The sequence below is a fragment of the Streptomyces sp. CNP082 genome (assembly GCF_059570535.1).
The window spans coordinates 79,921-98,252 of sequence record NZ_JCANSZ010000009.1 but is presented as its reverse complement, the minus strand read 5'-3'; the positions used below and the strand labels follow the sequence as shown (position 1 = coordinate 98,252).

The 18,332-nt window shown below is 74.9% G+C and carries 13 protein-coding genes; 9 read left to right on the top strand and 4 right to left on the bottom strand.

The features are described 5' to 3' along the window. The first annotated feature begins 6 nt into the window (after nt 1-6). The 6 genes from B124_RS10860 (at nt 7) to glpK (ending at nt 7,251) form a co-directional block, all read left to right on the top strand. Nucleotides 7-2,346, top strand: coding sequence for a glycoside hydrolase family 31 protein (locus B124_RS10860; RefSeq protein ID WP_496502530.1), 2,340 nt, complete (start codon nt 7-9; stop codon nt 2,344-2,346). A 104-nt stretch (nt 2,347-2,450) separates the two neighbouring features. Beyond that, a complete protein-coding gene (locus tag B124_RS10855; protein ID WP_496502529.1) occupies nt 2,451-3,278 on the top strand; it encodes a M15 family metallopeptidase in 828 nt (275 codons plus the stop codon). 53 nt (nt 3,279-3,331) lie between these two features. Continuing rightward, nucleotides 3,332-3,826 (top strand): TrmH family RNA methyltransferase, encoded by a 495-nt coding sequence (locus tag B124_RS10850; protein ID WP_496502528.1) that lies wholly within the window; start codon nt 3,332-3,334, stop codon nt 3,824-3,826. Nucleotides 3,827-3,844: 18 nt separating this feature from the next. After that, nucleotides 3,845-4,651: an RluA family pseudouridine synthase gene (locus tag B124_RS10845; protein ID WP_496502527.1), complete on the top strand. Its 807-nt coding sequence runs from the start codon at nt 3,845-3,847 to the stop codon at nt 4,649-4,651. A 308-nt stretch (nt 4,652-4,959) separates the two neighbouring features. After that, nucleotides 4,960-5,694: an MIP/aquaporin family protein gene (locus tag B124_RS10840; protein WP_496502526.1), complete on the top strand. Its 735-nt coding sequence runs from the start codon at nt 4,960-4,962 to the stop codon at nt 5,692-5,694. Between the two features lie 15 nt (nt 5,695-5,709). Continuing rightward, entirely contained in the window at nt 5,710-7,251 is a 1,542-nt protein-coding gene (glpK, locus tag B124_RS10835) for a glycerol kinase GlpK (protein WP_496502525.1), read from the top strand. Nucleotides 7,252-7,282: 31 nt separating this feature from the next. Here the strand turns inward: glpK and B124_RS10830 are convergent, their stop codons facing one another. Beyond that, complete coding sequence (locus tag B124_RS10830; protein ID WP_496502524.1) at nt 7,283-7,705, bottom strand: roadblock/LC7 domain-containing protein; 423 nt, start codon at nt 7,703-7,705, stop codon at nt 7,283-7,285. 173 nt (nt 7,706-7,878) lie between these two features. Between B124_RS10830 and B124_RS10825 the strand changes: the two genes are divergently transcribed. The 3 genes from B124_RS10825 to B124_RS10815 all read left to right on the top strand — a co-directional run bounded on the left by B124_RS10825 (nt 7,879) and on the right by B124_RS10815 (nt 10,251). Beyond that, nucleotides 7,879-8,268, top strand: coding sequence for a hypothetical protein (locus tag B124_RS10825; protein WP_496502523.1), 390 nt, complete (start codon nt 7,879-7,881; stop codon nt 8,266-8,268). Between the two features lie 119 nt (nt 8,269-8,387). After that, a complete protein-coding gene (locus B124_RS10820) occupies nt 8,388-9,557 on the top strand; it encodes an L-histidine N(alpha)-methyltransferase (protein ID WP_496502522.1) in 1,170 nt (389 codons plus the stop codon). A gap of 16 nt (nt 9,558-9,573) precedes the next feature. Then, complete coding sequence (locus B124_RS10815; RefSeq protein ID WP_496502521.1) at nt 9,574-10,251, top strand: hypothetical protein; 678 nt, start codon at nt 9,574-9,576, stop codon at nt 10,249-10,251. 22 nt (nt 10,252-10,273) lie between these two features. Here B124_RS10815 and B124_RS10810 read toward each other — a convergent pair whose 3' ends face one another. The 3 genes from B124_RS10810 to B124_RS10800 are packed head-to-tail and all read right to left on the bottom strand — an operon-like array spanning nt 10,274 to nt 18,006. Then, nucleotides 10,274-15,520, bottom strand: coding sequence for a hypothetical protein (locus tag B124_RS10810; RefSeq protein WP_496502520.1), 5,247 nt, complete (start codon nt 15,518-15,520; stop codon nt 10,274-10,276). A 36-nt stretch (nt 15,521-15,556) separates the two neighbouring features. Next, nucleotides 15,557-16,462 (bottom strand): hypothetical protein, encoded by a 906-nt coding sequence (locus tag B124_RS10805; RefSeq protein ID WP_496502519.1) that lies wholly within the window; start codon nt 16,460-16,462, stop codon nt 15,557-15,559. Beyond that, a complete protein-coding gene (locus B124_RS10800; RefSeq protein WP_496502518.1) occupies nt 16,459-18,006 on the bottom strand; it encodes a hypothetical protein in 1,548 nt (515 codons plus the stop codon). Before B124_RS10800 ends, B124_RS10805 begins: the two co-directional genes overlap by 4 nt. Nucleotides 18,007-18,332 lie beyond the last annotated feature (326 nt).

Genomic DNA, 18,332 nt, shown 5'->3' with positions numbered 1-18,332 from the left:
ATCAGCATGGATCCCTCCGCCCTCACCCGGCGTGCCCGCGCGCTGCGCGCCGCCGTGCGGAGCCGGCGGGCCGACGCCGCCGCGCTCCCCCGCCGCCGCGCGGAGCGGGCCCGGGTGCCGGGGCCCGCGGTCACGGCCGAACCGGCGCCCGGCGGGGGCGTGATCCGCTTCGCCCGCTCGGCGCTGCAACTGCGGGTGACGACGACGGGAGCGGTGTTCTGCGGCTGGGACGGCGCGGAGCCGGAGCCGTCGTACGCGCTCGCCCGCGGGCCGGAGACAGACGCGCGCGTGGAGCTCGAACCGGACGCGGCGGGCGGCGGCTGGCGGGTGGTGTCGGAGCGGATCACGGTGGCGGTGTCGCGGCGCGGGGCGGTGGAGGTGCGTACGCCGGCCGGCGTGGTGCTGCGCCGGGAGCAGCCGCCGCGCTGGTGGGAGTCGCCCGGCGGCCCTGACGACTCCCGGGACGGCGGAGACGGCGGCGTACGGCGCTGGGTGCAGCGCGCGGACGTCGCCCCGGACGCCCGGTTCTTCGGCCTCGGCGGGCGCTCCGCGGGCCCCGCCCTGCCCGACGGCCGCTACCGCCTGTGGAACACCGACCCCGGCGGTGCCTTCACCCAGGGCGACGACCCGCTGTCGCTGACCATGCCCGTGCAGTTCGTCGTCTCCGACGCCGGCTGCCATCTGCTCTTCCACGACAACTCCTGGGACGGCAGCGTCGAGCTGTACCGCGGCGAGGAGGGCGCCGGCTCCGGCCACGACCGGACCGGCCGCATCGAGATACGTATGGCCGGCGGCCCGCTGCGCTACTGGGTGATGGCCGGCACCCCGGCCCGCGTCCTGCAGAGCTGGACGGCGCTGACCGGCGCCCCCGCGGTCCCGCCGGGCTGGGCGCTGGGCTACCAGCACGCCCGCTGGGACTTCGGCGGCGCCGAGGGCGTGCGCCGCGTGGTGCGGGGGTACCGCGAGCGCGGCCTGCCGCTGGCGGCGGTGCACCTGGACATCGACCACTACGACGGCCACCGCGTCTTCACCGCCGACCCGCACCTCTTCCCCGACCTGCCCCGGCTGGCCCGCGAGCTGGCCGCCGACGGCGTGCGCATGGTCTCGGTCGTCGACCCGGGCGTGAAGGCCGAGCCGGGCTATCCGGTGTACGACGCCGGCGTGGCCGCCGACGCGTTCGTACGGGACGCGCGCGGCCGGCCCGTACGCGGCGTGGTCTGGCCGGGCGACGTGGTCTTCCCCGACTTCACCGACCCGCGGGCGCGCAAGTGGTGGGGCGGGCTCTACGCCGAGCGGCTGGAGCAGGGCTTCACCGGCTTCTGGCACGACATGAACGAGCCCGCGTCCTTCGCCGCCTTCGGCGAGAAGACCCTGCCCCGCTCCGCCCGGCACGCCCTGGAGGGCCGCGGCGGCGACCACCGCGAGGCGCACAACGTCTACGCCCTGCTCATGGCCCGCGCCGCCTACGGGGCGCTGACAAGCCTGCAGCCCGACCGCCGCCCGTTCCTGTTCTCCCGCTCCGGCTGGGCGGGCCTGCAGCGCTACGGCGGCACCTGGTCCGGCGACGTGGCCACCGGCTGGCCCGGCCTGTCCGCGTCGCTGGCACTCGTCGTCGGCCTCGGCCTGTGCGGCGTGCCGTACTCCGGCCCGGACGTCGGCGGGTTCAGCGGCCGGCCGGAGCCGGAGCTGTATCTGCGCTGGCTCCAGCTCAGCTCGTACCTGCCGCTGTTCCGCACCCACTGCGCCTTCGACGCCGGGCGGCGCGAGCCATGGGAGTTCGGGCCCGAGGTGCTGGCGCACGCCGGCGCGGCGCTGCGCGCGCGGGAGCGCCTGCGCCCGTATCTCGCGACGCTCGCCCGGCTCGCGGAGCGCACCGGCGCGCCTTTCATCCGTCCTCTGTGGTGGTACGACCCGGCGGACCGGGCGCTGCGCGAGACGGGGGACGCCTTTCTGCTCGGTGACGCGCTGCTGGTGGCGCCGGTGCTGGGCGCGGGGGTGCGGCGGCGGGCGGTGCGGCTGCCCGCGGGGCGGTGGTACGACACGGCGACGGGCCGCGCCCTGCAGGGCCCGGGCACCGTGGAGCTGGACGCGCCGCTGGCCCGGCTGCCGGTGCTGGCCCGAGCGGGCGCGGTGCTGCCGGTGGCGGGAGCGGACGGCGGGACGGAGCTGGAGGTCTGGGCGCCGCCGCCCGGCGTCACGGGCGGCGGCGTGGTGGTACGGGACGACGGTGACGGCTGGGACGCACCGCGTCTTGACCGGTACGTGACGCGGTGGAAGGGCCGAACGACGGTGCGGCGCGAGGACGGCGCGGAGCCCGATCTTCCGGTGCGGGTACGGGGCGAGTAGCCCCCCGGGCGGACCGCGCCGGCCTGCCGTTCCGTACGCCCGAACGGCCCTGTGCCGTCCCCTCCCCCTTCCCACGCGCCCGCGGGCACGATAGTGAAAGGGCCATGCCAAAGAACGCCGCCCTCGTGCGCCCCCTGGCCCGGCTCGCCGTCCTCGCCTCCGCCGCCGCCCTCGCCGTCACGGCCACCGCCGCACCCCCGGCCACCGCGGAGCCGGAACCGAAGGCTCCGGAGGAGTTCGTCGCGCTCTCCGACGTGGACCCGACGATCCTGCACGACATCCGCTACGTCACCCCGCACAACTTCACCGGCGACCCCATCGACGGCTACCGCAAGCCGATGTGCATCCTCACCGAGGACGCCGCCCAAGCGCTGAAGGAGGCGCAGCGGGCGTTCCTCCGGGACGGCTACTCCCTGAAGGTCTACGACTGCTACCGCCCGCAGCGCGCCGTGGACCAGTTCGTCACGTGGGCCGAGGACCTGGACGACCAGCGGATGAAGGACGAGTTCTACCCGCGCGTCGACAAGTCCCGGCTCTTCGAGGACGGCTACATCGCCGCCCGCTCCGGCCACAGCCGCGGCAGCGTCGTCGACCTCACCCTGGTCGGGCTGCCGGCCGGGAACACCCGCCCGTACGAGCCGGGCGAGCCGCTCGTCGACTGCGCCGCCCCGCAGCAGGAGCGCTTCCCCGACAACTCGATCGACATGGCCACCGGCTACGACTGCTTCGACACCCTCAGCCACACCCTGGACGACCGGGTCACGGGCGAACAGCGCGCCAACCGGCTGCGTCTCAAGGAGGGCCTGGAGGCGGCGGGCTTCGTCAACTACGAGAACGAGTGGTGGCACTACGGGCTCGCGGACGAGCCCTTCCCGGACACGTACTTCGACTTCCCGGTCCACCGCAGCTCACTGTCCGGAGGCGGACGCTAGCGGAGCGCGGCCGGCGGAGTGCCCGGGACCGGTCCTTGTAGACTGGGCCGATCATGTTCGACCACGTTCGGCACCGGCCGCCGGCCACGCTCACCAGGGAACGCGAAATCGTCGTGGCCTGCGCCCCTCTTCGCACCCGGGCCAATCTGTCGAGCATTGTCCGCACCGCGGGGTGCTGTGGAATCACGCGGGTGATCGCGTGCGGTAACGCGAAAGTCGACCCCGACGTCGCCCGGGACAGCACGGACCACGTCACGATCGAGGTCCGCCGCACGCTTCCGCCGGTGCTCAGGGACCTCCGCTCCGCCGGGTACCGGGTCGTCGGCCTGGAGCAGACGACCAACTCCCACAATCTGCACAGCTTTTCCTTCCCCCGGAAAACGGCCCTTGCGGTCGGAAACGAGCGGCTCGGCCTCACCGAGGAGGAGCTGAAGTTCGTCGACGACTGCGTCGAGATCCCCGTCTGGGGTATGCCCCACAGCTACAATGTCGCGACCGCGACGGCGATGGCGCTGTACGAGTACTGCAAGCAGTACCCCGAAGGCTGATCCGCCCGCCTGGATTCGATGAGAGACACGCAGATGACGGTGGACCGCTGGCGGGAGATCCGCGCCACTTCGGTGCTCCTGGAGGACGAGTCGGTCCTCGTGCTGGACAAGCCGGCCGGTATCTCCGTGATGGGCGAGCGGCACGGCACCGATCTCGTGGAGCTGGCCGCAGAGGCGGGTGAACGGCTTTTCCCGGCTCATCGCGTCGACAAGGTCACCTCCGGTGTCGTTCTCTTCGCCAAGGACGTGGCCACACACGGCGGGCTGACCCGGCAGTTCAACAAGCAGACGGTCGACAAGGCATATCTGGTGATCACCGGGACCACCGGACTGCCCGAGCAGGGCACGATCGAGTTGCCGCTCAGCGTCGGCCGCAAGAACACGGTGCGTATCGCCGCGGCGCGCGAGGCGATCCGGGCCGATGCGGCAGCGGGCCGCTGGTCGGTCGCGGAGGACGATCTCCTCGACGTGAAGCGCTACCCGTCGACCACCCGCTTCCGGACGATCTGGAGCGACGGCGGCCATTCGGTGCTCATCGCCCGGCCGGTCACCGGACGGCGCCATCAGATCCGCGTCCACCTCGCCTGGATCGGCCACCCGATTCTGGGCGATCCCCTCTTCGACAAGGCCGCCGCCGCGGCGGGGCTGCGCACTCATCTGCACTCCTGGCGGCTGGGTTTCGACGCCTCCTGGCTCGACGGCGAGCGCATCGAGGTGGCCGCCGACCCGGACGACGGCTTCTGGAAGCCGCTGTCCGGCGCCCTCCCCGCCGCCGGCATCGCCCGTCTGCTGAGCGAGGGCGCGAAGCCCGTCCGCCCGGCCTGACACGCGCCGGCCACGCCCCGGACCAGGGGTGCGTGACATACACATGAGGCCGTCGTGTCAATTGTCTTGACGGCCCATCAGCCCAGGTGAACACTGCCGGATGTCAGTCGGGCATCGCCGCACGACGGCCCTCGCCGCCCTGTCTCCCACCGGCGATACGCCACGCTGACGCGCGCTCGCAGCGACGCCGGTCGGGGCGTGGACCCCCTCCCCCGCCGGCGCTCTACGTCATGGCAACAGCCAGAGAAGAACGCACCCTTCGTCTCTGCCGGGACGGCGTTCCCGGTGATTGAGCTCGAGGAGCCGCAGTGGACTATCCCAATGGGGACATCTTCGCCGGTGAAGTGATCGGCACCGCCATTCTCATCCTGTTCGGCGCGGGCGTCTGCGCCGCCGTCACCCTGGAGAAATCGAAGGCCAAGGCATCCGGCTGGGTCGTCATCGCGTTCGGCTGGGGCTTCGCCGTGCTGGCCGGCGCGTACACCGCGGCGCCGCTGTCCGGCGGGCACATCAACCCGGCCGTGACCCTCGGCGTCGCCGTCGAGAGCAACGAGCACTGGGGGAAGGTCCCGCTGTACATCGCCTCGCAGATGCTCGGCGCGCTCATCGGCGCCGTGCTCGCCTGGCTCGTCTACTACGGCCAGTTCGCCCGGAACGCGAACCGCGAGACGGCCGTCGAGACCCTCGGCATCTTCTCCACCCGCCCGGAGATCTACCACCCCTGGCAGAACCTCGTCACCGAGATCATCGCCACCATCGGCCTCGTGCTGCCGATCCTCGCCTTCGGCCTCACCAAGGGGCTGGCCGAGTCCGGCACCCAGGTGCTCGTCGTCGCGCTGCTCGTCGCCGGCATCGGCCTCTCGCTCGGTGGTCCCACCGGCTACGCCATCAACCCGGCCCGCGACCTGGGGCCCCGTATCGCCCACGCCCTGCTGCCCATCCCCAACAAGGGCACCAGCGAGTGGAACTACGCGTGGATACCGGTGGCCGGGCCGCTGATCGGCGGTGTCCTGAGCGCGCTGATCTACAAACTCGCCTTCTAGCCGCAAGGGGACGTCATGACGGACAAGTACGTCGCCGCCATCGACCAGGGCACCACATCAAGCCGCTGCATCGTCTTCGACCAGAACGGCGCCATCGTCGCCGTCGACCAGCGCGAGCACCGCCAGATCTTCCCCCGGCCCGGCTGGGTGGAGCACGACGCCGCCGAGATCTGGGCGAAGACCCAGGCAGTGGTCGCCGGGGCGCTTATCGCGGCGGGGCTGCGGGCCGACGAGCTGAGCGCCGTCGGCATCACCAACCAGCGCGAGACGACCGTGCTGTGGGACCGGGCCACCGGCAAGCCGGTGCACAACGCCATCGTCTGGCAGGACACCCGCACCGCCGCCCTGTGCACCGAACTCGGCGGCGCGGACGGCCAGGACCGCTTCCGCGACCGCACCGGGCTGCCGCTCGCCAGCTACTTCTCCGGCCCCAAGGCCGCGTGGCTGCTGGACAACGTGCCGGGCCTGCGCCGCCGCGCGGAGAACGGCGAGATCGCCTTCGGCACCGTCGACTCCTGGCTGATCTACAACCTCACCGGCGGGGTGGACGGCGGCGTACACGTCACCGACGTCACCAACGCCTCCCGCACCATGCTCATGAACATCGAGACCCACCAGTGGGACCCCTCGCTCCTTGAGGCCATGAACGTCCCGGCCGCGATCCTGCCGGAGATCCGCTCCTCCGCCGAGGTCTACGGCCACGCCACCTCCGGCAGCCTCACCGGCATCCCCGTCGCCTCCGCCCTCGGCGACCAGCAGGCGGCGGTCTTCGGGCAGACCTGCTTCGGCGTCGGCGAGGCCAAGAACACGTACGGCACGGGCAGCTTCCTGCTGCTCAACACCGGTACCCGGCCGGTGCCGTCGAAGAGCGGGCTGCTGACCACCATGGGCTACCAGATCGGCGGGGAGGCGCCCGTCTACTGCCTGGAGGGCTCCATCGCCATCACCGGGGCCCTGGTGCAGTGGTTCCGCGACCAGCTCGGCATCATCTCCGCCGCCGAGGAGATCGAGACACTGGCGGCGAGTGTGGCGGACAACGGCGGCGCGTACATCGTCCCGGCGTTCTCCGGGCTGTTCGCCCCTTACTGGCGCGGCGACGCGCGCGGCGTCATCACCGGCCTGACCCGGTACGTCACCAAGGCGCACCTGGCGCGCGCCGTGCTGGAGGCGACGAGCTGGCAGACGCGCGAAGTCGTCGACGCGATGTACCAGGACTCGGGGGTACGGCTGACGGACCTGAAGGTGGACGGGGGGATGACCGCCAACAATCTGCTGATGCAGCACCAGGCGGACGTCCTCGGCGTGCCGGTGCTGCGCCCGGTGATCTCCGAGACCACCTGCCTGGGCGCGGCCTACGCCGCGGGCCTGGCCACGGGCGTGTGGCAGGACCAGGACGAGCTGAGGTCCCACTGGAAGCGGGACACCGAGTGGACGCCGCGGATGGACGAGGGCACACGGGACCGCGAATACCGCAACTGGCGCAAGGCCGTCGAGCGCAGCTTCGGCTGGCAGGACGACCAGGCTGACCGGGATGACCGGGAAGAGACAGCCGGCTGACGCCGCGGCGCCGCGGGCGGCCGTCCGCCGTTCAGGACCGGCTGCCCCGCGGCGCCGCCGCCAGGTGCTCACCGACCCGCTTGACCAGCAGCGTCATCTCGTACGCGATCTGCCCGATGTCGGCGTCCGACGCCGCCATCACCGCGAGGCAACTGCCGTCGCCCGCCGCGGTGACGAAGAGGAAGGCGTCGTCCAGCTCCACGAGCGTCTGCCGTACGGAACCCGCCTCGAAGTGGGTGCCCACGCCCTTGGCCAGGCCGTGGATGCCCGAGGCGACCGCCGCCAGATGCTCGGAGTCCTCCCTGCTCACATCCTCGGACACGCTCATCGGCAGCCCGTCGGACGACAGCACCAGCGCCATCCGCACGCTCGTCAGCCGTCCCACCAGATCGTCGAGCAGCCAGTTCAACCGGCTCCCCGGCGGCTGCTGTCTGTTCCCACCCTGCACAACCATGCCCGCGTCCCTTCCCCAGTCGGCGCAGCCTACTACCGTCGCGCCGGCAACTCGTAGCCCCCTTCGAACGTTGACACATCGGAACGTGTGAACATGGGTACCCCAGGCTTTCGTCACCCCCCGCGCGGGGCATTCACCCTGGGCACCCGGCAGTCGAGCGGGAGAGGGAAGAGATGGCTGCGGAGGAAGAGCTGCGGCGCCCCGAATCGCCGCTCTGGGTCGAGGAGCCCGTCGGCACGCCGAGGCTTCCGGACCCGGTGCGGACGGCGGCCGTACGCGCCGTGATCATCGTGGCCGTGACGCTGACGCAGGCGATGGCGGCCCTGCTGTTCACCGTCTCCGGGGCGTGGCCCGCCTTCCCGCTGCTGCTGAGCACGGTCGTGAGCACCGTGGTCGCGACCTGGGGCGTGCTGGACGTATGGGTGACGCGGCAGGTGTGGAAGCAGCGGAACGGGGTGGAGTCCCGGCCCAGCAGCGCGGCCCGCCGCGCCCGCAGGGAGCGCCGCGGCGGTCGCCGTACGCAGCGCGACCGGCCGCCCGGAGCGGTGCCTGCGGGAGTCTGAACGGGCCCGCCGGCCGGCTGTGGAGGGTTGCGGACCGGTTTCAGCTTGTTGTCGGTGCGGTCGCCAACTACGGTTCAACCAGCAGCAGTCGGAACTTCTCCATAGGGCGGCCGTTTCGTATGACCACAGGCAGCAGGGGGCTTCACCGCCTTGAGGCCGCACTGTCCCAGTGGGACTCCCCCTGGTCCCTCTGCGTGGTCGGCGAGGACCAGACCCAGAAGTTCTCCCAGATGAGCAGCGCGCTGCGGGAGCCGTACTCCGAGACGGGCGACGGGAAGTACATCGCCTCCGGGTTCTCGTACTGGGGTGTCGCCTCGACGATGGCGTGGGTGCACGCCTGTTCCGACCTGTTCTATCCGGTGATGCGGGAGAGCATCGAGTCCTTCGCCCAGCGGTGGCGGCAGATCGCCGACGACGTCGTCGACACGCCGCGCCACTACGTGAGCCTGGGGACCGGCACCGGGCAGAAGGACCAGACGATCCTGGAGCGGCTGCTCCGCGGACGCGAGCCCGGCGCGCTGACGTACGTTCCCGTGGACGTCAGCCCCGAGATGCTGCGGCTGGGCCAGCGGGAGGCGCTGCGCCATCTCGACCTCCCGATGGGCGGGGTCGTACCGGTGCAGCTCGACTTCGCGAACGTACGCAGCGTCCGCGAGCTGCGCCGGCTGGTGGAGCAGGTCGTCGGCGACGAGCCGGTGCTGTACTCGCTGCTGGGCAACACGCTGGCCAACTTCACCGACGACACCGGGCTGCTGACGATGCTCACCGGCAGCCTGCTGCGTCCGCAGGACCGCTTCCTGCTCGAAGTCGCCCGCTCCACCGCGCTGGACGAGGACGCCGGGCAGGCCGCGGCCCGCGAGTACCGGTCGAGCCCGCGCTTCGCCGAGTTCGTCACCAGCGCGGTCATGGAGTACACCGACCTGCACATCGACATGGCCAGCGTCACGTACGAGCCGTCGGTCGAGGACGACCGGGCGCTGAAGGTCAAGGTCGTCTACCGCAACCGCACCGGCGAGCAGGTGCTCCTCACCCTGCCCGACCGCAGCGGCGTCGAGTTCCCCGGCGGGGACACCATCCGTCTCTACACCACCCGCAAGTACTCCGCGGACGGCCTCGACAAGCTGCTCGTCGACGCCGGTGCCGCGGAGGTGACCCGGACCAGCTCCGGCCTGCACGCCGGGTTCGGCGAGACGGGCTTCGGCATGGACCTGGTGCTGCTGCGCTCCGCGGCGGGCGAGACAGCGGGAGAGACCCCGGCGGAGGTCCCGGCCCCGAACCCGTTCGGCTGAGCCGGGCGCGCGGGGAATGGTGCGTCCGCCACGGAGCGCGTTCTACGGGGTGTTCACGGCCACCGCGCTCGTCGTCGCCCTCGGGCTGTGCGTCGCCTGGCTGGTGCGCGCCTCGGACGGCGGCCGGTGGGAGCCCGCGATCCAGGTGCCGGCGATCCTCGCGGCGATGAGCGGGGTGATCGCGGAGCGCCGGGCGGCGTCCCGGGAGCGGGAGAAGCAGACGCTGCGCGCGCTCGCCGAGGAACTGGTGAAGAACACCGCGATCCTCACCGACCCGCGGTTCGCGCCGCTCGACCCGGCCCGTCCGGTGCACCGGGTCTTCCCGCGGCCGGTGCTGTCGGCGACGGACGCGGCCCTGGTCTCCGGCGTGCTGGCCGGCCGGGAGCACCAGGAGCTGGTGGCGCTGCTGCACAAGTGGCGCGACGCGGTACGGGAGTTCAACCGCCGGCTGGACCTGGCGGAGCTGCGCAGCTTCGTCGTGGAGGCCGACGGCCCCGAGCTGTTGCGCATCGACCGCGACCTGCACCGCGACGGCGGCCACCTGGACGAGACCAGCCGCCTGCGGGACCGGATCGAGGACCTGCTGCGCACCCGGTACCGGGACAAGCCGGAGGTCGTCGAGGCGCTGACCGGGGACCGCGGGCCCGAGCGGGGCGGCGGAGCCGGGCGACCGGGCGCAGGGGCCGGCACCTGAGCCGCAGCCGGTGGCGCCGGGGCTACGGTGCCGTGGCCGGAGGACGGCGGAAGATGCGGGTCGCCGTCACCTCGCCGACCGACGGCTCCTCCCCCTCCCGCTGGGCCGGCAGCCCGGGGCGCAGATGCTCTTCCACGGTGATGTACTTCAGCCCCGCGCGCAGGTCCGCGTCGTTGCGCAGCCGGATCACGAGGGGGAACTCCGCCAGCGCGGTGGTGTCGAACAGGCCCGTGGTGTAGAGGAGCTGCACGCCGAGGGCGTCGGCGACGGCGCGCTGCAACTCCAGCAGGTACGTGGCGTTCGCGCGGCCGATGGGGTTGTCGAGGAAGAGCGTGCCCGCGTGGTGGTGCCGGTCGTCGCCGCGGTCGTTGCCCCGCAGGGCGGCCATCGTGCAGTACAGCGCGATGGCGGCGGTCAGGAGCTGACCGCCGGAGAACACGTCGCCCATCTGCCCCACCGGCACCCGCTCCGCGCGCAGCACCGCGTCCGGCTTGAGGATCTCCACCGCCACACCCTTGGGCTCCATCGCGGCGTCCACGCCGCGCAGCAGCAGGGTCGTGCCGTCGCGGCGCAGGTCGCTGTTCTTGCGTACGGCCGCGCGCGTGGCCTCGTCGATAACCTCGCCCAGGCGCTCGGACAGCGTCGCCTGGTCCGGGTCCTCGAAGCGGATACGCAGGAACTCCTGCCCGGACCACTCCCCCAGCCCCTCCGGCAGCCGGGAGAGCCGCTGCGCGGCGCGCAGCGTGGCGAGGCCGGACTCGACCAGACCGCGCAGCCGGTCGACGATGCCGTCGCGGTTGCGCTCCAACTGCGCCAGCTCGTCGGTGAGTACGCGCAGCCGCGGCGCGAAGGCCGCCGCCCAGGCGGCGGCGTGCTCCGGCAGGGCGGCGGCGGGCAGTTCGCGGATCTGCTGCCGGGCGGGGGTGCGGACCTGTTCGTAGCGGGCGGAGTTGGCGTGCCGGACGAGCACGTCGCACGCGTCGCGCAGGGCGGACTCGGCGGTGGCGAGGTCCGCGGCACAGCCGCGCAGCGAGCGGCGGGCCTCCGCGGCGGCCTGCCGGGCGCTGTCCAGCCCGCCCGGGAACGGCTCGGCCTCGCGCGCCGCGTCGTCCTGCTCCTCGCCGGCGGCGGGCCCGCGGAGCAGGTCCCGCAGCATGGCGGCGGTCTCGCCGAAGGCGCCGGCGGCGTCTTCGGCGGCGGCGCAGGCGCGGCGCAGCTCGGCGTGGGCGGCGGTGGCGGCGGCCAGTTCGTCGGCGTGCTCGGCGGCGGTGGCGGCGGCGGAACGCAGCAGCGCCTGGGCATGCTCGGCCCCGTCGGGCACGAGGTCGCCGGGCAGCTCGGTGTGGGCGTCGCCGTCCGCGGGCGCGAGCCGTTCGGCGTCGCCGCGCAGCCGCCCCAGGGTCTCGCTGGCCGCGGCGGAGCGGGACTCCAGCAGATGCACGACGGACTCGGCGCGGGCGGCGGCGGCCTGCCGCGACGGGGCGTCGGCCCCGTCCGGTCCCGCGAGCAGGGTGGCGGCTCGGGTGCGCACCTTGTTGCTGAGCCGGTTCAGCTCCGCAAGGGCGGCGGACTCCTCGCTCTCGGCCCGCGCCTGCTCGGCCCGCAGATCGGCCCCGACGCCGACCTTCTCGTAGACCTGCGACGCGGCCCGGTACGCCTCCCGCAGCGCCGGCAGCGACGCGCGGGCCGCGTCCGCGGCGGCGGCCTGGGCGAGCCGGGCCCGGCGGCGGGCGGAGCCCTCGGAGCGGTCGGCGGGGGCGTCGGCGGCCGGTTCGGTGCGGGTTGCGTCAGGGGCGGCGGCGTCCGCACGGGCGCCGGCGGCAGCCGGTTCGGCGGCGGCGGAATCGGCGCGTACACCGGCACCGGTGCCGCTGTCCGTCGCCGCCCCGGCCGGGCCCTCGGCCACTGCCGGCTCCGGCAGTCCGGCGGTCTCCGCCGCCTCCGCCTCCAGTTCCTCCGCCACCCCCGCGATCTCCGCCCGCTCCGCGCGCAGCGCGCGGGACGTGCGGCGGGCGTCGTCGGCGGCGCGCTGGGCGTCGCGGCGGTCCTCGTCGGCCGCGCGGGCGCGGGCGACGCAGTCGGCGGCCTTGGCCTCGTACTCCAGGGCCTCGTCGGCGAGTTCACGCAGACGGGCCTGCCAGCCGGAGCGTTCCCGCAGGCGGTGCGCCAGGCCGGCGAGGGCGTCGGCGCTGCGGCGGGCGCGCTGCGCCTGCTCCTGGCGCTCCTCGCGGGCCCGGGTGGTCTCCTCGGCGGCGGCTGCCGCGTCCTCGGCCTCGGCGCGGGCGCGGGTCAGCGCCTCGTCCGCCGCGGCCGACGCCGTACGGGCCGACTCCGCGGCGGCGGCCAGTTCGGCCAGGCGGCCGGCGGGGCAGCCGGTACGCCATGAGGCCAGCCGCGCCGCCAGCGTCCGGTCGGCCGCGAGGCGGGCGGCCAGGCCGCGGATCTGCTCGTCGCGGTCGGCGGCGCGGGCGCGCAGGGCGTGGCGCTCGTCGTCGGCGGCGCGCTCGTCGTGCATCGCGGGGTTGGGCGGGACGAGGAAGACGCCACCGTCGCGCTCCCCCGTGGGCGGCGGCGGCGCGAGCAGGGCGGCGGCGGTGCCGACGGCGAGGGCGGAGCGGGGCAGCAGCGCGGCCTCACGCAGCACCTCGCGGGCCCGGGCGTGCGTGTCCGGGTCGGTGATCACCACGCCGTCGACCAGCTCCGGGCGGGCGTCGAGCACGGCGGCGTGGTCGGCCGGGTCGACGGCCTGGGCGAGATAGCGCCAGCCGGGCAGCGCGGGGATGCCGTGCTCGCCGAGGCAGTCCACGACGGCCAGCACGTCAGGACCCGGCGGCAGCAGCCCGCCGTCGCCGAGGGCGGCGAGGATGCGGGCGTCGTCCCCGGCGGCGGTGCGCAGGTCGAACAGCCGCCGCTCGTCGTCGGTGACGCGCGCGTCGAGCAGCGCCCGCAGCTCGTCGGCGGCCCGGTCGAACTCCACGGCGCTCAGCGGTCGTTCGCCCCCGGTTCCGTCTGGGAACCGGCTCCGGGCACGGCCGGGCGACCGAGCGGCGCCGCGGGGGGCGGCACCGTCGCCGGGGGCGGCAGCCGCCGCCGCGGCCCCGCCCGCCGAGGCGGCCCCGGGCACCGGCGCGCCCGCGCCGGGGGCGGCCGGCCCGCCGGTCCTCCCGTCGCCGACCGGTACGGCGCCGGACACGTACGCGCCGTCCGCAACCACGCCGGTACCGGCGGCACCGGCACCGGGCGCTGCCGAACCCCAGCCGACCGTGGCCCCTGCACCGTTACCCGACGATCCGGCCGCGGGGCCGTCCGCCGGGCGCGCACCTCCGGGGCTTCGGCGGGCCCGGGTCGCGCTCTCCGCGGCCTCCGGCCACCCCGGGGATCCCGCGTGCCGGTCCTCCCCGCCCGGCTCCGGCAGGCCCAGCAGCTTCACCAGCCGGGGCTCCGCCGCCAGCGCCTGGGCCGCGCGCCGCTCCGTGTCGTACGCCGCCTCCGCCGCCTCTGCGGCGTCCGCGGCGCGGGCCCCGGCCAGTTCCGCGCGGGCCAGGGACGCCGCCGTCTCGCGGGCGCGCTCCGCCGCCGTACGGGCGGACTCGCGGGCCTCGTCCCAGGCGGCGACCGCCGCCTTCTCGGCGTCGCCGGCGACGAGGGCCGCGCGGGCCGGGTCGGTGTCGGGGAGGGTGTCGTCGGCGGCGTCCAGCCAGCCGGCCCGTACCGCCGCTGCCGTCTCCTGCTCGACCTCCGCGAGCCGCTGGCGCAGGTGGTCGGTCTCGCTGCGGGCGCGCTGCGCGCGGGTGGCGGCGGCGACGGCGTCCGCGTGCGCCGTCTCCGACTCCCGCTGCAGCCCGGCGGAGCGTTCCTCCTGCTCCGCCGCCAGCGTCTCGCCGTCGCGGGCGGCGGCGTGCAGCGCGCGTACGAGCCCGGTGGCCGCCTCCGCACGGGCGGCCAGCGCCGGGGCGGCGTCGCGCTCGGCCTCGCGGATGGCGGTGGTGACGCGCGCGGCGCGGTCGGCGGCGGCGCGGTGCCGCAGCACCGCCTCCGCGGCCTGCCAGGCGGCGTGCAGCGTCCGGGCGTCGGTCAGCTCGCGGCGCTTGCCGGCGGCGCTCTTCTCCGCGGCGGCCAGCGCGAGCGATGCGTGCCGGTACGCCAGCTCCGCGGCGATCAGTTCGCTGCCGCGCCGAGACGACTCCGCGGCCGTGACCCGCTCCGCCGCCGTCCGCTCCTGCCCGGCCAGCTCCGCCGCCCGGGCACGCTCCGTCCCGGCCCGCGCCGTGAGCCGCGCGGCGAGCGCCCGGGCCCGGCGCTCGGCGCCGCCGAGCACGTCACGGGCGCGGGCGCGCTGCTCCGCGCCCGTGACGATGTGCGTGAGCAGGTCGAGGGAGCCGGCGGTGAAGTCCCGCTCGGCCGTCAGCTCGGCGCGGCGGCCGAGCTTGTGCGCGAAGCCGTGGACGAGGTCGGCGAGGCCGTCGGTGTCCCGGGTGTCGGTCACCGCCCGGAGCAGCAGGTGGGTGAAGTCGGAGTCGTTCTTCACCGCGAACAGCCCGGCGGCCTCGCCCTCGTCGGCGTTCATCTCCCGCTGGTAGCGGAAGAGTTCGGGGTCGAGGCCGAGGCGGCCCAGGTGCTCGTTCCACCGCTCGTGGATCTCCTCCCACACCACGTCCAGGTGCGGGTACGCCTTGCCGGCCTCGGTCAGCGCGTCCCGGAAGCCCTTCATCGTGCGGCGCCGTCCACGCGCGCCCGACGTGCCCTCCGCCGCGGGGCGCACCGCCGCAGCCGCCGAGATCTCCGCGACCGGCAGCGCGTCCAGGCTCATCCCGGGCCCGGGGCGGAACGAATACCACGCCTCGGCGAACTTCCGCGGGTCGCCGGAGACCTGCCGGCCGCGCCACTCGCTCACCTTGCCGACGACGATCTGCTCGCCGGTCACGGTGTGCTGCCACTCCAGCGCGACGTGCCCGGTGTCGTCGGCGAGCAGGAACTTGCGCAGCACGCCGGAGCTGGCGCCGCCCAGGGTGTTGCGGTGGCCGGGCAGCATCACGGAGAAGATCAGCTTGAGCAGTACGGACTTGCCGCCGCCGTTCTCCAGGAACAGCACCCCCGCCGGCGCAGGCCGGCGCGGCGGGCCGACGGGCTCGGCGGCGAAGAAGTCGCCCTGGGCGGGCGCCGGCTGGGGCACCTCGCCGCCGACGCCGCGCAGGTCCAGCACGGTGTCGGCGTACCGCGCACCGGCGGGTCCGATGGAGTAGAGGCGGATCCGGGACAGCTCGTACATGCTCGCGGCCTTCGCTCGTGACGTCTCGACCGGCCGTCAGGCCCGCTCGTGCTGACTGGGGAAGAACGGCAGCGCGCCGCCCGCGGGTTCGCCGTCGTCGGCGGCGGGCACGAGGGTGGCGCTGCCGTCGGCGACGGGCACGACGCCCAGCTTCAGCAGCTCGGACATGGCCGCGCTGCCGGCCATGTCCCGCACCTGCAACTGATAGCGGGCGGTGGTGCGGTACGTGCCGCCGGCGTCGTCCGACGTGCGCTGCAGGAAGCCGGAGTCGGTGAGGAACGCCATCGCCTTGCCGATGATGCCGGTGGTGGAGCCGGCGAGCCGGCGGGCGTCCTTGGTGGCACCGGTGGCGCTGCGGCGCGCGTACACCCGCCAGGCGGCCTCCAGGCCGCGCTCGCCCTCGGCCGGGTCGGTGTTCTCGCCGGCCTCCTCGGCGCGCTCTTCCAGGCGGCGGCACGCCTGGCGGACGAAGGCGTCCACGCCGTTGACGCTGACGCGGCCGATGTAGCCGTCGTCCGCCAGGTCCTCGGGGCGCGGGAACGCCATGGCGGCGACGGCGAGATGGGCCAGGCCGTGCAGGAAGCGGTCGGCGGAGTCGGTGGCGGCGCGGCGGGCGTAGTCGCCCATGCGGACGGCGAAGACCGAGTCCTCGGCGGCGGTGACGGCCATGCCCGTACGGGCCGAGACCTCCAGCACGACGAGGCCGAGGCCGGTGGCGACGGCGTCGGCGAGGCGCGCGAAGGGCGGCTCCTCGCGGTATCGGCGGAGCAGCTCGGCGTACTCCAGGTCGCGGGCGGGCAGCAGCTTGGGCTGGAGGCCGAAGGAGACCAGCCGGGCCGCGTCGGCGGCGTCTGCCGGGGTGACGGCGGGCGGGTGCTCTCCGGCGTTCCCGGCCGCGGCGGCTGCCCCGGTGCCGGAAACGGTCGCGGGGCCGGGGATCACGAGGCGGCCTCCGTCCGGCCGGCCGCCATCCCGGCGGCGTCCAGCAGTGCCGTGCCGACGATGAGGTCCGCGCCGCCGAACTCGGCGTCCGCCATCTGCGTCCCGTCGTCCACGGCGAACAGCAGCCGCTCGTCCCCCTGCCGGTACGCCGTCCCCACGGCCGGGCCCGCGGCGTGCACCGCGAGGAGGGCGACGAGGTATGGCAGCTCGGGGTCGCGGCGGCGGGCGTCGGCGAGCAGCCCGGAGAGCCGGCGGGGGGCGTCCGGCGGCAGGTCGAGCAGCTCGCCCGCGGCGGCGAGCTGCTCCTCGCTGAACCGGCTGTCGTCCGGGGTGGCGACGAGGTCCGGCTCGGGCATCTCGGCGCCCAGGTGGGCCCGTTCCAGCGGGGGCGTGAGCAGCAGCTCGGCGAGGTCGGCGAGGCGTACGGCGTGCGGGGCGCGCAGACCGGTGCCGCGGGCGAAGAAGGCGTCGGTGACGCGGTGGGCGGCGGAGACGGGCAGCGGCAGCACCGGCGCGAGGAGCTGGCCGTAGAGGTCGACGCCGGTGCGCACGGCGGGCGGCGCGAACGCCTGCCGGTCCTGCTCGGCGCGGAAGAGCGGGCCCGCGTCCAGCAGCCGGGTCTGGAGCTGGGTGTGGCGGCGGATGCAGTCCTTGACGATGTCGACCAGCTCGGCGGCGCGGCGCTTGTGGTCGGGGTCTTCCGCCTCGTCGCGGGCGCGGCGGATGTTGGTGAGGATCGCGTTCTCGTGCCGGTACCGGTCGGCGACGTGGTCCAGCGCCTCGTCGATCATCGCGGGCACGGTCTGCAGCCAGTCGACCGCGCGGACGTTGCGCCGGGTGGCCTCCAGGGCGCGGCGCAGCGTCTCGGCGTACTGCACGGTGCGGTAGCGGGCCTGCTCGGCGGCGAGCTGGGCGTCGGCGAGCCGGCCGCGGCTGATGAGGACTTCGAGCTTGACCTCGGCGGCGATCTGCGCGCTGGTGACGTCGGTGTCGAGGGCGCCCACCAGCACGTTGACCGCCTCGTCGGTGGTGCGCAGATAGACCGCGCCGCCGGGTCCCGGGACCTCTTCGAGGAGCTTGAAGTCGTACTCCCTGCGCACATACGCGCCGTCGTGGCCGAACGTGCCGTACACCGCGCGGAAGCCGCGGTCGACACTGCCGACGTTGACCAGGCTGTCCAGCACCCAGTGCGCCACCCGCTCGTGCTCGGCGCGCGGGCGCAGCGGCGCCTGGGCGGCGACGCGCGGCAGCAGCCGGGCGATGACCTCGTCGGGCTCGGCGCCGGTGTCGAAGTCCATCTGCAGCGTGACCAGGTCGATGGCGGACAGGGCCACCTCCGCCATCGCGTACACCCCGAACTCGCCCGCGAGCATCGCCTTGCGGGCGTCCAGGTCGTGCAGCGGGGCCGTGCAGGCCAGGGCGCGCAGCCGGCGGGCCAGGCCCTCGTCTGCGGCCGGGCCGGGGGCGGGCCGGGGCCCGCCGGCGGCGGGCGTCGCGGTGGTCGGAGCAGTCACGTCGGACAGATTAGGCGGTGCCACCGACATCGGCCGAAACGGACGGCCTCCGGCCCGGTCGACGGGGTCGGCGGGGTCCACGACGGGCCCCGGACCGGCGAACAGCGCCGGACCGGCGGCGGACGCCCGCGACCCGGGAGGGGACTGCGGCCGGTGTCCGGCGGGACACGGCGCCGGTTCCCGCGCTGCCGGGAGCGGCGCGGCGAGGGCGGCAACAGCCGGGCGCCGCCCCGGCGCCCCTCCGGCCGCGGCGGTCAGGCGGGCGTCGGCTGGCTGCCCAGCGCCTGGCCCGCCGTGAAGGAAGCGGGCCTCCTCGCCATCGCGGGCTGGTGCTCCCGCATCAGCCGGACGCGGTG